The sequence below is a fragment of the Wolbachia endosymbiont (group A) of Campoletis raptor genome (genome assembly GCF_964026755.1).
GTDB lineage: Bacteria > Pseudomonadota > Alphaproteobacteria > Rickettsiales > Anaplasmataceae > Wolbachia > Wolbachia pipientis.
Window position 1 is genome coordinate 1,216,640 of the sequence record NZ_OZ034695.1, and the last position, 13,979, is coordinate 1,230,618.

Below are 13,979 nucleotides of genomic sequence, written 5' to 3' on the forward strand. Positions count from 1 at the left end.
TAATGAAAAAGATAAAACTCGGAATACTAATTTCAGGTGGGGGGTCGAATATGCAGGCCTTAATAGAAGCATGTCAAGATCAGAATTTTTCCGCAGAAGTTGCATGTGTTATCACAAATAATAGCGAAGCTGCTGGTCTGAAAATAGCAGAGCAAGCAGGAATCTCAGCGTTTATTGTTAAAGATAAACCGCTTGATGCTGGTAAAATTCACGAAATACTTGTTCAACATAAGGTTGATTTAATTTGCCTTGCAGGGTTTATGAGAATTCTCAAAGCTGATTTTCTGAGTAAATGGCATAACAAGGTGATAAATATTCATCCCTCTTTACTTCCGTCTTTTAAAGGCCTAAACGCTCAAGAGCAAGCTCTAAAAGCAGGTGTAAAAATTACAGGTTGTACTGTACATTATGTCACCCCTGAAGTTGATGCTGGAGCCATAATTGCTCAAGTTGCTGTGCCAGTGTTACTAGCTGATGATATTCAAAGCCTCTCAGAACGCATTCTAGCTGAGGAGCATAAGTGCTATGTAAAAGCAGTAAGATCAATAGCAGAAAGTATTAATTATTGACCCTGAGCGTTTTTTCCAACTTCAACGAAAAATAAATTTTCGGGTTCCAGTAAAGAACTTGCCAGCTCGTTTACTTTTTCTAGCTTTACGTCATTAATGAGACTTACAAAATTATTTAGACGATTAATATCGCGATTACGTACCTGCATACTAGCCAAGAACACTGCTGTGTTTGCGTTATTAGATAGGGAAAAGATAAAATTATTTACCATACTAATTTTTGTATCTTTAAATAATTGTTCATCAATTCCTTCCTTTTTTATCCTGCTCAATGTATCTCTTATTGCAGATATGGATTGACTGGCAGTAGAGCTATCAGTACTTAAACCTCCGGCTATAATATTTGCATGCGTATAACTAGCCATAGAGGCACTAATACCATAAGTAATTCCAAGATTTTGCCTTAGCTCTTTCATCAGCACTGAATTCAGCCCCATACCACCAAGCGCATTAACCAAAACTTGAGCATTATAGTAGTCTGGATCTTCATAAGCTATACCTTTTTGAGCAAAAAGTATCACACTTTGTGGTATATCCATAAAAATGTTCTTACTTTCTGCAGAACCAAAATCATCTTTCACAGGTATTTTTCTCACTTTTGATCTTTTTGACGGCAATTTAGATAAATATTTATCTAATAGCGTAATAATTTCTTCTTTTTTTGCACAACCAGCAACACTGATAACTATGTTATCTTTAGCAAAATTACGCTTTATGTATGTTAAAACATCGTCTCTAGTAATGCTCATTATAGTATCAAGAGTACCGTACACACTTTTTGAGTAAGGATGTTTTTTAAACAATAACGTATCTAATTCTTTTCCAGCAACAAAATAAGGATTTTTTTCAAGATTATTAAAATCAACTTTGGCTTTCTCGAAAACTCTATTCAACCCTTCAGGGTCAACTTTAGGACGTATTATAGCATCGCTAAGTAGTGAAATACTTTCTTCTAAATTTTCAGACAAAGTTTCTAATGACACTCCGAAACTTTCTAAATCGGGGTAAAAAAGTAAATTTATTCCTTTGATCTTCAGTTTTTTTGCAAAATCCTTAGCGTCATTTTCTCCTGCCCCTTCTTGGATTACAAGAGAAGTAAACCAAGCAAGCCCCTGTTTTTCTGCACTCTCATACACATAACCTGCATCTTTAAATGATATATTCAGTGAAACTTTTGGTAAAGCACAGTTTTCGACAAATAAAAACTTAAATCCTTTACGGGTAGTGACCTCCTCTATATTTAAGCTACCACTTGCTTGTAAATTAAAGCTTAGGCAGAAAAAAAACAGAAGTACAAATTTACTTATTCTCATTGTTATCTCCTTTTGGTAATAAACGACCAATTAACTTATTGGAAGAAAAGATAGTACGAATTTTGTTATTTACATCCTCTAAATTAACATCATCTATTTTGCTATATGAAATATCTATTTCATCAAGTGGAATACCAAGTGCAAGGTGTGGCACATAGAACATCGCTATATGAGTTAAGTCAGATAGATTATCAAACTGTGCTGCTTTGTATCTATATTTCGAGCTTTGCAACTCCTCATCCGTTATTCCTTTAGACATGAAGTTATTAATAGCATTATCTAACTCTCTTTCAACAATATCTAAATTAACTCCGCTTTTTGGAATGACCTGAATATCAATGTAGCCATCACTAAAAGCTAGGCTATTATAATAAGCAAACACTAATACTGCCACATCTTCATCTAAAACCAGATCATTATACAGTTTGCTGGATTTGCCGCCACCTAAAATTTCAACCGCTAAATGAGCAGCGGAAGCTTCATTTATATGCTCAAATAAGGGTACACGATAACGAAAATATAAAACTGGTTCTTTTACTTCAGTGCTCTCTAAGGTCACCGATAGACCTGCATTATGCACTGGATCCTGATTTGGGTAATTTCTCATTACAGGCTTAGCTTTAATTTCGCCATATTTTTCTTCTGCTAATTTCACTACTTCATCAAGTTCCACATCACCCACAATCAGCAATATTGCATTACCAGGGTGATAATAACTATCGTGAAACCTCACTATGTCATCCTGATTGTAAGTTTTGATATCGCTCTCCCAGCCAATAACAGATCTACCATAGCCATTACGGTAAAATGCACTATCCATTTCTTCCCACAACAAGTTATGAGGTTGGTTATCAAATCTCATTTTTCTTTCTTCCAGTACAATGTTTTTTTCTCTATCTATTTTGTCTTGAGTAACATTAAAGCTGCCCATTCTATCTGCTTCAACTTCCATTGCCAGTGGTAAATCTTTTTTGGGGACTAACTCATAATAACAAGTATACTCTTTAGTGGTAAACGCGTTAAATTGAGCCCCAATGCTACTCATAGTTGCTTCTATATCTGTGAACTTTCCTGTAGTTTCAAACATTAAATGTTCAAAGTAGTGAGCCAATCCTGCTTTGCCGATTGGATCATCCATTCCCCCAACTTTGTATATTACTGCATGTAAAACGGCTGGAATCCGATGATTAGAAACAACATAAACATCTAGTCCGTTACTGAGTTTAGTATATTTTATGTTGTGCTCTATGTTTAAAGCATTCGAAGAAATTGGGTAAGTAAAAAAAAGTACAGGTAGTATAAGAAAACTAAAAAACTTATGAAGCATTATTTCGACCTAATATAAAAACAATTATTTTATTCCTCATTTTGTTTAGAAATAAGCATATCGTATATATACCACTTATATAACAATGTAAACATTCCACAAACTATAGATAAATCTGCTAAATTAAAGGCTGGCCAATACCAATCATCAATATGAAAATATATGAAATCATATACAGCTCCCCAATAGATCCTATCAACTACGTTTCCGATTGCTCCACCAATCATCAGAGAAAAACCAAGGTAAGTTGACTGATCGTCAGACTTGTATATCAAATATGCAAGTATACCAATTATTAGTATTGAAAATGCTGAAAAAAAGAAACCGCCATGTGGTAAAGCGCTACACATTCCAAAACTAATACCTGAATTCCAAACTTCAACTAGTTTTATAAAACTAGCGATCTCAATTGATTCTCCTTCATCAATCAATGAGTTTATGTACAATTTGCTCGTTTGGTCAATCAATACTATAATTAATATAACAACTAAGCATAACTTTTTCATAAATTTGCCTTTAACCTATAAACTTTAAGTATATCATAATTTATCTGTTTTGTTAACTCCTCAATACTATGGAATTTTTTTTCTGACCTTATGAATTTTAAAAGTTGTATATTGACTTTATGACTATATACGTCTTCATCAAAATCGAATATGTGCATTTCTATTATAGGCTTTTTCAGATCCTTAAAAGTAGGTCTCATACCAATATTGACTACTCCATATAACCAATTTGGATTACTATCAGGAAAAGTCACTCTAGCGTAATATGTGCCAAACTTAGGTTTTATCATGCAATCTTCTATAGGAATATTTATGGTTGGAAATCCTATTTCTCTACCTCTACATGCACCTTTTGTCACAACACCAGAAACTTGATAAGGCCTGCCGAGCAATTTATTAGCAATTTCTATTTCGCCCCTTTGTACATACTCCCTTATTGAAGAAGAAGAGCAAATTTTGCCGTCAATTGTTAATGGCTCTAATTTAGTCAAAGAGTATCCATATATTTCAGAATATTTCTCTAGAGTTAATATATTACCCAATCGTTTATGACCAAAAGTGCAATTTTCTCCGACAATTATGTGTTTAGCGCCATATTTATCTATTAAAATCTCACTGATAAAGTCATCGCAGCTAACCTCAGAAAAACCTCTATTAAAATTAATAATATATAAGTAATCTATACCATAGCTGCTGATTAGTTCCTTTTTTTGTTCTTGGTCTATTAACCTAAAATTGTTTCTACCAAATAAAACAGTTGATGGGTGAGGCTCAAAAGTTAAAACTGCAGAGGGTAATCCTCTTTCTTGTGCTACCTTCTTTAGAGTAGAAATTGCAAACTCGTGTCCTAAATGAATGCCATCGAAATTTCCGAAGGTTAGTGCTATATTATTTTCTATCCCTTGCTCACAATTATAAATAATTTTCATACAATTTGATATTTTTACATGTTTCTTATATATAATAACTATATTTTAGTAAGCTACGGAGATAAATTGTGAAAAATGTTGTGATATATGTAAAGAAGGGCTGTCCATACTGCATAAGGGCAAAGGATTTACTAGATAAAAAAGGTGTGAAGTATGAAGAAATTGATGTGCTCAAAAACTCAGATCTATTTAACGACATAAAATCAAAGTATAACGTTAGAACAGTTCCACAGATTTTTATCAACGATAAGCACATTGGGGGGTGTGACAAATTGATGGATCTTGAAAAAGAAGGAAAGTTGGATGATATGCTAAATAATAATGACAATCACACTGATGTCACAACCTACACAAACAGCAATGATGAATGTGGAGAGTGTGTTATACCACATGATGATTTTATGTAACTTTTTATCTTGTTTTGTCGTGTAATACGTAAATGAAAACTAGTATGCTCACTTTAAACAATTCTTAATGAATTAAAAATACAATTCATTCAGTGAGTTTTTTTAGTGGGAAAAAATGACAAAAAATATTTCAATTATTAGCAGAAACTTAATTAGTATCGAATTAGTTAACAAACAAGATTTAGAGAATTTCATCAAGATTTTCACAGTGCTTGATAAACATATAGCAGCTAAAACACTTTTTACAGAAGAAGTGAGAATAGAGTATAAACAACACAACGGCATAGAAGTTGTTGAATTGCTAAAAGATACAGACTTTACATATCATGAGGTTGAAAATGTATTGAACCACCTGAGTAAACATGGAATGAAGGTGCCCAGCAGTGTTATAGCACACACCCTTTTTGCTGCATACAATCATGCACTTGAATTTAAGGATGTAGCATTTTCCTTTTCTGAAGGCTCTCCACAATTTAACATCAGAGTGAGTAAGAACACCTTCATAATAACTCCTATGAGTGAGGAGAATTTGGAATTGAATTCACAAAGTAGCAAGAAATTAATAGAGTCGTTACAGAGCGAAAAAAATATTTATGATTGTATAGTAGAAGAAAATACCATTAAAGTTATAGTGCATTCTGAAATACATCAAGCTATAAATTTGATTATAAAATCACTGATAAAGTCTTGCCTTTTAGCAAAAGAGGAAGAAGGAAAATTCAAAGAGAAATTGAGACAACTTGCTTTTAAGGATCAAGCTTTTGTTGAGTATTCCAGTATCAAAACCATCAGTAGGTATCCACATAATCATCCTCTGAGAAAGCATGAAAGTGTTACTAAGGATATAGAAAATATTTTATGTGATTTCATAGCAAATGAGAATAGCGAGTTCGCTATAGAGCGGTTAAATAGGCTGAGCTCAGCAGTTTCTCCGGATACTCCAAGAATCATCACTAAAACTATAGATAAACTTGTTAAGTTTCACTAAGATATACGAGAGCCAATAGATTTCTTGTATTACCTTTTGTCATCCAAGTAGCCTTGGCTACTTGGTTCTTTTTTTGGGTTCCAGCTATGTACATAGCTGTATGAACATTGTAGCCGTTATTCAAGTAGCCCGCAGAAGCGAAAAACTTACTTGACAAACTCCGCCAACTCCCTTATCATGAAACTGAAGCTATTTATTTATCTTCTCTGTACAGATTAAATGACAAAAAAACTCACGTATCTGGCGTCTCATGTTTAATTTTTTGCACTATGTGCACCTTATGTCTTTATAAAACTTCTAGGTTTTTACCTAATATAAGCTAAAATGCGCTTATAAAGCATTTAAAACATAAAAAAACGCCAACTTAAAAAATGGATAGTGAATAACTAGCTACCCTAGGGTTTCTTTTGCCTTTTTTTCTGTTTAGTAAATTTCTTAATGTTTATAATTTAGATTAGTTGCGGCTTAAAAGCAACTGAATCGCGGTTATTAAACGTTTAGAATAAAAAAACGCCATACTTGAAAGTATAATGTAAGTAATTAGCCAACCACGGGGCTTCTTTTGCCTTTTTTTTGTTTGGTAAATTTTTTAACATTTATAGCTAAACGACAACCGTCATCCCACTACTTGTTAGCGGGATCTAGAGATACCGCGAATGAATCGCGGTATGACGGTTCGCGGTGGCATGACGTAGAATTTTATACTCACCAACTCAGTATTCCAACCTGGATTGTATCTTATCGGTAAAAAAGAAGAGCTATTTTAGGAAGTTTTTATAGGACTAAAACCAAAGAAAACTTGCATATAAGTTTATCAAGATGTAAAATTGAAGTTATTTTAAAAGAATAGGTTAATTATGAATCTTGTAACAAAATCTGCTATCGATTTTACTGCTTCATCTGTTCTCTCTGACGGAGAAATTGTTGATGATTTCTGTCTGAGTAAGCGCATAAAAAATAAGTATGCTGTCCTTTTTTTCTATCCACTTGATTTTACTTTTGTTTGCCCAACTGAATTGATATCGCTCAATAATAGAATAAATGAGTTTGCAAAGCGTGGTGTTGAAGTGATAGGAATAAGTGTAGATTCAAAATTTTCACATTATAAATGGCGAAACACTCCAGTTAATGATGGTGGTATTGGAGAGATTAGCTACACTTTAGTGTCTGATATCAAAAAGTCTATATCAAGAGACTATGGGGTCTTATATGATGACTCAATTGCGCTGAGAGCAACTTTCGTTATTGATGATAAATTTATTGTACGTCATCAATCGATAAATGATTTGCCTTTAGGGCGTAATATCGATGAATTCGTTAGAATCGTTGATGCAATTAAACATAATGAAGAGCATGGTGAAGTATGTCCAGCAGGGTGGAAAAAAGGTAAGCCAGCAATGCAGGCAAGCGATGAAGGAGTAGCTGATTATCTAAACTCATACAGTGAAGAATTATAAATTTAGTACAAAAGTTCTTATTATTGGATCTGGGGCAGCGGGTTATGCTGCCGCTATATATGCAGCACGTGCAAACTTAGAGCCAATTGTAGTAACGGGAATGCAGCCTGGTGGTCAGCTTACAATTACTACAGATGTTGAAAATTATCCTGGTTTTGTTTCAATACAGGGTCCAGAACTAATGGAGCAGATGAGGTTGCATGCAGAAAAGGTTGGAGCAAAAATAATAGATGATGAGATAAAAAGCGTTGAACAACTTGAGGATTCTAATGAGTATAGATTTAGATCTTCGGGTAATATCAATGACTACTACTCGGATGCAATTATAATTGCATCCGGTGCGCAAGCAAAATGGCTTGGTCTCAAGAGTGAAAAGGAATTTCAAGGTTACGGAGTTTCGGCTTGTGCAACTTGTGATGGTGCATTTTTTAGGAATAAAGTTGTAGCCGTGATTGGTGGTGGAAATACTGCTGTTGAAGAAGCAATATTTTTAACTCGATTTGCCAAAGAAGTGATATTAATACACAGGCGTGATAAATTAAGAGCGGAAAAAGTAATGCAAGATAGACTCTTTAAAAATGATAAAATAAAAGTAATGTGGAACCATACCGTAGAGCAGATTCTTGGAGAAGAAAATCCGAAGAAAGTTACTGGTATTATAGTTAAATCAACGGAAGCTCAAGAATTGAAAGTCGATGGAGTGTTCATTGCAATTGGGCATGCACCAAATACGGGTATTTTTAAAGGCTTTGTTGAAATGGGTGAACGGGGTTACATAATTACAAAACCTGGAACAACTTTAACTAGTAAAGCAGGAGTGTTTGCTGCAGGTGATGTTCAAGATAAGGTATATCGTCAGGCAGTAGTTGCAGCAGGAACAGGATGCATGGCTGCGCTTGATGCAGAAAAGTTTTTGGAGTCGTAGTTAATTCTAGGATTTTAGATAAATTGCTTGCAATTTTCCTTTTCTTTTACATAATTATGTTAGTAAATTATTAGATGGGTTTAATATGCTTTATGGAGAGAATAGGACAAATACTAATGGTTACAGATATCAGAGAACTCTAGATGCACCGACACAAAAGTTATTTAAAGCTATTGATGATGAAAATCTAGAAGATTTTAGACAAGCTTTGGAAGGAGATGCGGATGTTAATGCGTTTGATGAGGGATATACACCACTAGTGACTATTATCATGAATGGTGATGACAGCCCTATATGCTTAAAAATGATGATGTTGCTTTTACAACATCAAAGTTTAAATATTAATGCTCAAGAAACTAAAGAACGCAATACAGCTCTACATCTAGCCTTTCGCATGGAAAATAGGAATTTTGTACAGATGTTACTTAGACATCCTGAATTAGGTCTAGGCACTGAAAATTCTTATGGAGATCGTTATGGGACACACAGAAGTTATACTCCTAAAGAATATATTGAACAAATTGGGAGAGAGCAGAGGAAAGATTTTTCGCATCTTACAATGGAAATAACAAAAGCACGAAAAGGAAAAGAATTATTAGATGCTCTTTCTAGCGGAAATATTTACCAAGCGAAAAGACTATTAAATCAAGAGCTTAACCCTAATTGCTGGAAAAGAACCTACAATGAAGAAATAGAAACACCGCTTAGCTTAATTATCGAATCGTGTTTACGAGGAATAACACAAGATAACGAAGAAGTATTGACTAAACTTTTAAAACATAAAGACCTAGATTTTAGTCAAATAAAGCCAATACAAGATATAGAGAAAAATCCATGGGTGAAGCAAATAATTGAACAAGCCATTAAAGAGCGATTAACCGGTACTATTAATAGAAAAGATCTAGATGATGTCAAAGAATTGGTAAAGGATAATTGCTTCATAAATCGTGCAATTGTTACTGCTGCATTGAGAAATGTTGATAATCCAATCGAGTCCATTAAAAATTATCTAAATGAAAAATTTCCTGCAAGTGTGGAACAACCTGTGGCAAATACGAATAATATACCAGCAGGTTTTGAGCGGGCTTTTCAAGAAGTTGTAATTGAGCTTGAAAAAATAAAAGCTCAACTTGCAGAAACAGAGCAAGAGCTGGATAGTGCAAAGCAAGAGAAATTAAGTCAGCAAGCAAGGATTAGCGCTCTTAGAGGTTGTCCGGAAACAAGTAAAAGGCTATAATATCTGAAATTTTAGTACGGGGTAAAGATGAGAAAAAAGTATCCAACAGATCTAAGCGAAAGGGAATGGGCAAGAATAGAAAAACACTTCAGAGTATCATACAAGAAAGGAGGAAGGCCGCCAAAGTATAGCAAAAGAGAAATATTAGAAGCAATTTTCTATGTATTGCGTACAGGGTGTCAATGGCGGTATTTACCAAATGATTTTCCGCTATGGAAGACTGTGTATGAGCAGTTCAGGCAATGGAAGAAGCAGGGAATTTTTGAGAAAATGAATTATGAAATTACAAAATATAGTAGAAGAAAAATAGGAAGGAATGAGCAGCCGAGTGCCTGTATAGTAGATAGTCAATCTGTAAAGACTACAGAAAAGGGGGGATCAAAGGCTATGATGGAAGTAAAAAAGTAAAGGGTAGAAAAAGGCATATAATTACAGACACTCAGGGTTTTATACTAGGTTGTTACGTAGGCGCTGCTAACGAAAATGATAGAGATGGTATTAAAATAGCATTAAACAATATGAGAACAAAATATACTAAAGTTAAAAAAATGTGGGCTGACATGGGATACCAAGGAAGAAATTTAAAGAATCACATAAAGGAAGAATATGACATAGATATTGAAATTGTTACAAGGCCTCCATGTAGATTTTGGGTGCACAAAGATACGCCACCTGAGCTACTACCAACAAGAGAACAAGGGTTTAAAGTACAGCCAAGAAGATGGGTTGTAGAAAGGACTTTTGCTTGGGTTAATAGGAATAGAAGGCTATCGAAGGAGTATGATTTACTCACAACATCCACTGAGAATTTCATATACCTAGCTATGAGTAGGGTTATGTTAAAGAGGGAATATGCTTGAATTTACTAGTTTCCGGACAACCTCTAAATTTACAACGGAAGCCGTTGCACCTACTTCTACAATAAGTAAACCTTCAACGGAGTCAACGACAGTAGCAAAAACAACTACTACTTCACAAGCGACCACGGTTGCTACAACGTCAACTAGTGTGCCGATAGTAACTTCAGGGACTGAGACAAGTACTGTAAAACCTACAGCAGCGACTGGTGCGTCGACTTCTACGATGAGTAAACCTTCAACAGAGTCAACGACTCAAACAAGTACAGTAACAGTGAAGCCAACAACAGAAGCCGTTGCACCTACTTCTACAACGAATAAACCTTCAACAGAGTCAACGACTCAAACAAGCACAGTAACAGTGGAACCAACTGCGCCAACAACAAGCTCAGAGAAAACTACACAAACAGTATTTAGTATACCAAGTACTAGAACAAAAGAGTCAACAACTCCTATATTCACCACGACTTTACTTCCTCAGTCTACTTCTTCACCACAACCTACTCAACTTGCTATAGGGTCTAATAAGGCAGGAATGATAGGGGGATCTTTGGTTGGAGCAATAGGTATTGTTGGAATTATAGGATTCATAGCATATAGATATGTTAAGGGTCGTAATGCTGCTCCTGTATTAGAACTAACTGATTTGGGTTATAGAAGGCGATCATCTTCAAGTAGCGATGAAGAAATTTTTACCACTGGTAACAGAATGCGAACTATATATCAATCTGAAACAGTGCTAAATAGTATATCAGTAGAAAGTAGTAGTCGATCAAGAAGTAGCTCATCGTCTTCAAGCGGTGGACCAGGCTCTTGACTAACTGAAGCGGAGTCTAAAAGTGAAAAAAGCTTATCTTGGGATAGTGATGATGTGCCGGAATATCACCTTTAGCTATTTGTCTAAATGTTTTTAATATGTAGACTGTTAGGAAATTGTCTTTTGCTTTTGTGATTTTCATGTTAAAGTATAATTCCTAGGTCAAATAAGTAGCTGCTGTTGTGTGATAAACATAGCAGAGGAAAGTCCGGGCTCCAAGGAAAAATAGTGACGGGTAATGCCCGCCGGAGGTAACTCCAGTTATAGGGCTACAGAAAATTACCGCCTAAAATATTTTTAGGTAAGGGTGAAAAGGTGTGGTAAGAGCACACCATGGCAATGGCAACATTGGTAGTCGAGTAACCAACACTAGGAGCAAGATTAAATAGAAGTAGATTTTATGTTTTCCTCATATCTACTCGGGTAAATCGCATGCGGTAAATGGTAACATTTACTCCAGATAAATAGCTACATAAACAGAACTCGGCTTATATTTCACCTAGGCGTTCACATGATACGTGCGATATAAGCCATGCTATATTTAAATGTGTAGGCATTTCATGCGTTGTCCTTCACTTGTTCTGCTTGATAGCCATCACTACTTTCGCCTACATTAACATTAGAATATTCATCATCATCAATATACTCTTTCAGAACATACCCTCTGCCCCAAACGGTTTCTATGTGGCTTTTTCCATCATTTGCACTTTCAAGTTTCTTACGTAATTTGCACATAAAAACATCAACTATCTTGTTATCTGAAGGTTCATCTAAGCCATTGTAAAGATGATTTAAGAACATTTCTTTTGTTAATACTGTTCCTTTACGCAGTGCTAGCAATTCTATCATAGAATACTCTTTATTAGTAAGGTGAACCGTTTTACCTTTCACCTCAACAATCCTGTGATCAAAATTGATATTTATATTACCAATCTTTATCACCGATTCAGGATGGCCTTTAGTACGACGCACTATGGCCTTAATTCGAGCTAATAACTCACTTTTATGAAATGGTTTGGTTAAGTAATCATCGGCACCATACCCGAGTCCTTTAGCTTTGTGATTGACAGCGGATATACATGAAAGTATTAAGACAGGAACTTTGATTTTTGCACTTCTTAGTCTTAGCAATATATCATATCCGTCAATATCACCAGGCAAGTGTATATCTAAAATAACTAGGTCATAGTAATCTCCGTTTGAGGAAACCATATTATTGTTATAATCTTGTGCAGAAGTAACAACGTCACAGAAATGTCCATCAGAAGTTAAGGCGTTAACCACAGTCTTTGCACTTACTTGATCATCTTCAATTAATAATATACGCATATTTTACACCCCATAAATAGTTTATAATTTTAGTAATATATATAACTAAGGAAAGTAATAAATCAAATTTTTATTAACAAATGATCAAAATTACACTTATTAATTAATAGTAAATATATTGTTCCAAAGTTATATAAATAGATCTAAAATATAATAGACATACCATGATAGTAATAATATTTTTAGTAAATATTGAATTAAAGTTACTATTATTAAAAGAATACTTCGGTTAATAAATATTTAACTATTCTATATGTCTGTGTTATATTTTTAATTTACTTATCCTACTATTTTAAAGTATAAGTAATATTTTCAGGAATATTGTGTGGCAATATCAATTTTAGGTGCTGGTGCATGGGGTACAGCAATCGCAATTTCATTAGGTAGTAAGAAAGATGTGATTTTGTGGACTCGCAATGAAACTACATTTGAATCAATCAACGGGAAAAGAGAAAGTGACAAGCTACCCGGTTGTCGAATTTCTGATAATGTGTCAGTAAAATTGGCTATTGAAGACACAATTAATGCTTCAGTAACAATCCTCGCTGTTCCCACTCAGTCTCTGAGGAAGGTATGTCAGCAATTGCATAATTGTAATCTGAAAAAAGATGTAGCAATAATTTTAGCTTGTAAGGGAATAGAAAAGTCTACATTAAAATTACCTAGTGAAATAGTAAATGAAATTTTACCTAACAATCCTATTGCTATTTTTTCAGGTCCTAGCTTTGCTGTAGAAGTTGCAAGAAAATTACCCTATTCAATGGTTCTTGCATGCCAAAATAACACATTAGGTTCAAAGCTAGTATCAGAGCTGCAACAAGAAAATGTTAAATTGGAGTTTAGTAACGACATTATAGGAGTACAGATTTGTGCAGCGTTAAAGAACGTTTTTGCTATAGCGTGTGGGATTGTTCTAGGTAGTAAACTTGGGTTTAATGCTCATGCAGCATTGATTACGAAAAGTATGAGCGAAATTAAGGCTTTATACTCAGCAAAAATTGGTGACGGTAGTGTGGATATAAATACACTACTTGGGCCAGCATGTCTGGGTGACCTAATTATGACATGCACATCCTTGAATTCAAGAAACTTATCTTTTGGGTTTAAAATAGGTAATAGTGACAATGGCTTTAATGTTCAGCAGATTTTGTCAGAAGGCAAGTCAGTGATTGAAGGTTTTAGCACTGCTGAGTCCATATTTAATTTAGCAGGAAAGCTAAAGATAAAAATGCCTATATGTGAAGCGGTCTATAGATTATTGTATGAAAGCGCCTCTATAGAGGATACTATTTCTGTTCTTATAAGTTAATTTTGTATT

General features: G+C 34.5%; 13 protein-coding genes, 1 other RNA gene and 1 pseudogene. 10 read left to right on the forward strand and 5 right to left on the reverse strand.

Translation table 11 applies throughout. From position 1 onward, the window contains the following. Positions 1-2: 2 nt before the first annotated feature. Positions 3-569 carry a phosphoribosylglycinamide formyltransferase gene (gene purN, locus AAGD74_RS06115; protein ID WP_338976849.1) on the forward strand — a complete coding sequence of 189 codons (567 nt, stop codon included), beginning with the start codon at positions 3-5 and terminating at the stop codon, positions 567-569. On the opposite strand, the gene AAGD74_RS06120 is transcribed toward purN, so the two are convergent. From AAGD74_RS06120 to ribF, 4 genes are read right to left on the reverse strand one after another with little or no spacing between them, the layout of a single operon-like run. Beyond that, positions 563-1,882 (reverse strand): pitrilysin family protein, encoded by a 1,320-nt coding sequence (locus tag AAGD74_RS06120; RefSeq protein ID WP_338482522.1) that lies wholly within the window; start codon positions 1,880-1,882, stop codon positions 563-565. The two genes, purN and AAGD74_RS06120, sit on opposite strands and share 7 nt — an antisense overlap. Continuing rightward, the gene (locus tag AAGD74_RS06125) at positions 1,869-3,209 is read right to left on the reverse strand and encodes a pitrilysin family protein (RefSeq protein WP_338482523.1); all 1,341 of its coding nucleotides are present in this window, start codon (positions 3,207-3,209) and stop codon (positions 1,869-1,871) included. Before AAGD74_RS06125 ends, AAGD74_RS06120 begins: the two co-directional genes overlap by 14 nt. 29 nt (positions 3,210-3,238) lie before the next feature. Further along, entirely contained in the window at positions 3,239-3,715 is a 477-nt protein-coding gene (lspA, locus tag AAGD74_RS06130) for a signal peptidase II (RefSeq protein WP_006279329.1), read from the reverse strand. Continuing rightward, positions 3,712-4,644, reverse strand: coding sequence for a riboflavin biosynthesis protein RibF (ribF, locus tag AAGD74_RS06135; RefSeq protein ID WP_010082493.1), 933 nt, complete (start codon positions 4,642-4,644; stop codon positions 3,712-3,714). The genes lspA and ribF overlap by 4 nt, the downstream gene beginning before the upstream one ends. 68 nt (positions 4,645-4,712) lie before the next feature. On the opposite strand from ribF, the gene grxC reads away from it, so the two are divergent. The 8 genes and pseudogenes from grxC to rnpB all read left to right on the forward strand — a co-directional run bounded on the left by grxC (position 4,713) and on the right by rnpB (position 11,839). Then, positions 4,713-5,051, forward strand: coding sequence for a glutaredoxin 3 (grxC, locus tag AAGD74_RS06140; RefSeq protein ID WP_007550037.1), 339 nt, complete (start codon positions 4,713-4,715; stop codon positions 5,049-5,051). 115 nt (positions 5,052-5,166) lie between these two features. Next, positions 5,167-6,039 (forward strand): hypothetical protein, encoded by an 873-nt coding sequence (locus AAGD74_RS06145; protein ID WP_341810615.1) that lies wholly within the window; start codon positions 5,167-5,169, stop codon positions 6,037-6,039. A gap of 857 nt (positions 6,040-6,896) precedes the next feature. After that, the gene (locus AAGD74_RS06150; RefSeq protein ID WP_012673206.1) at positions 6,897-7,496 is read left to right on the forward strand and encodes a peroxiredoxin; all 600 of its coding nucleotides are present in this window, start codon (positions 6,897-6,899) and stop codon (positions 7,494-7,496) included. After that, entirely contained in the window at positions 7,483-8,421 is a 939-nt protein-coding gene (trxB, locus tag AAGD74_RS06155) for a thioredoxin-disulfide reductase (protein ID WP_341810616.1), read from the forward strand. The genes AAGD74_RS06150 and trxB overlap by 14 nt, the downstream gene beginning before the upstream one ends. 85 nt (positions 8,422-8,506) lie before the next feature. After that, a complete protein-coding gene (locus tag AAGD74_RS06160) occupies positions 8,507-9,658 on the forward strand; it encodes an ankyrin repeat domain-containing protein (protein WP_341810617.1) in 1,152 nt (383 codons plus the stop codon). 27 nt (positions 9,659-9,685) lie between these two features. Beyond that, positions 9,686-10,518 (forward strand): annotated as a pseudogene (locus AAGD74_RS06165) (IS5 family transposase). Between the two features lie 223 nt (positions 10,519-10,741). After that, positions 10,742-11,332, forward strand: a complete 591-nt coding sequence (locus AAGD74_RS06170; protein WP_231115819.1) for a hypothetical protein — start codon at positions 10,742-10,744, stop codon at positions 11,330-11,332. A gap of 157 nt (positions 11,333-11,489) precedes the next feature. Next, an RNA gene (rnpB, locus tag AAGD74_RS06175) (RNase P RNA component class A) lies at positions 11,490-11,839 on the forward strand. 51 nt (positions 11,840-11,890) lie between these two features. Here rnpB and AAGD74_RS06180 read toward each other — a convergent pair. Continuing rightward, the gene (locus AAGD74_RS06180; RefSeq protein WP_006280099.1) at positions 11,891-12,661 is read right to left on the reverse strand and encodes a response regulator transcription factor; all 771 of its coding nucleotides are present in this window, start codon (positions 12,659-12,661) and stop codon (positions 11,891-11,893) included. A gap of 325 nt (positions 12,662-12,986) precedes the next feature. Here AAGD74_RS06180 and AAGD74_RS06185 point away from each other — a divergent pair, with 325 nt between their 5' ends. Then, the gene (locus AAGD74_RS06185) at positions 12,987-13,970 is read left to right on the forward strand and encodes an NAD(P)H-dependent glycerol-3-phosphate dehydrogenase (RefSeq protein ID WP_006280098.1); all 984 of its coding nucleotides are present in this window, start codon (positions 12,987-12,989) and stop codon (positions 13,968-13,970) included. Positions 13,971-13,979 lie beyond the last annotated feature (9 nt).

Coding starts and splice junctions, on each gene's coding strand:
- AAGD74_RS06145 (WP_341810615.1), top strand. CDS start 5,167: ATGACAAAAAATATTTCAATTATTAGCAGAAACTTAATTAGTATCGAA.
- lspA (WP_006279329.1), bottom strand. CDS start 3,715: ATGAAAAAGTTATGCTTAGTTGTTATATTAATTATAGTATTGATTGAC.
- AAGD74_RS06160 (WP_341810617.1), top strand. CDS start 8,507: ATGCTTTATGGAGAGAATAGGACAAATACTAATGGTTACAGATATCAG.
- ribF (WP_010082493.1), bottom strand. CDS start 4,644: ATGAAAATTATTTATAATTGTGAGCAAGGGATAGAAAATAATATAGCA.
- AAGD74_RS06125 (WP_338482523.1), bottom strand. CDS start 3,209: ATGCTTCATAAGTTTTTTAGTTTTCTTATACTACCTGTACTTTTTTTT.
- AAGD74_RS06150 (WP_012673206.1), top strand. CDS start 6,897: ATGAATCTTGTAACAAAATCTGCTATCGATTTTACTGCTTCATCTGTT.
- AAGD74_RS06180 (WP_006280099.1), bottom strand. CDS start 12,661: ATGCGTATATTATTAATTGAAGATGATCAAGTAAGTGCAAAGACTGTG.
- purN (WP_338976849.1), top strand. CDS start 3: ATGAAAAAGATAAAACTCGGAATACTAATTTCAGGTGGGGGGTCGAAT.
- AAGD74_RS06120 (WP_338482522.1), bottom strand. CDS start 1,882: ATGAGAATAAGTAAATTTGTACTTCTGTTTTTTTTCTGCCTAAGCTTT.
- AAGD74_RS06170 (WP_231115819.1), top strand. CDS start 10,742: ATGAGTAAACCTTCAACAGAGTCAACGACTCAAACAAGTACAGTAACA.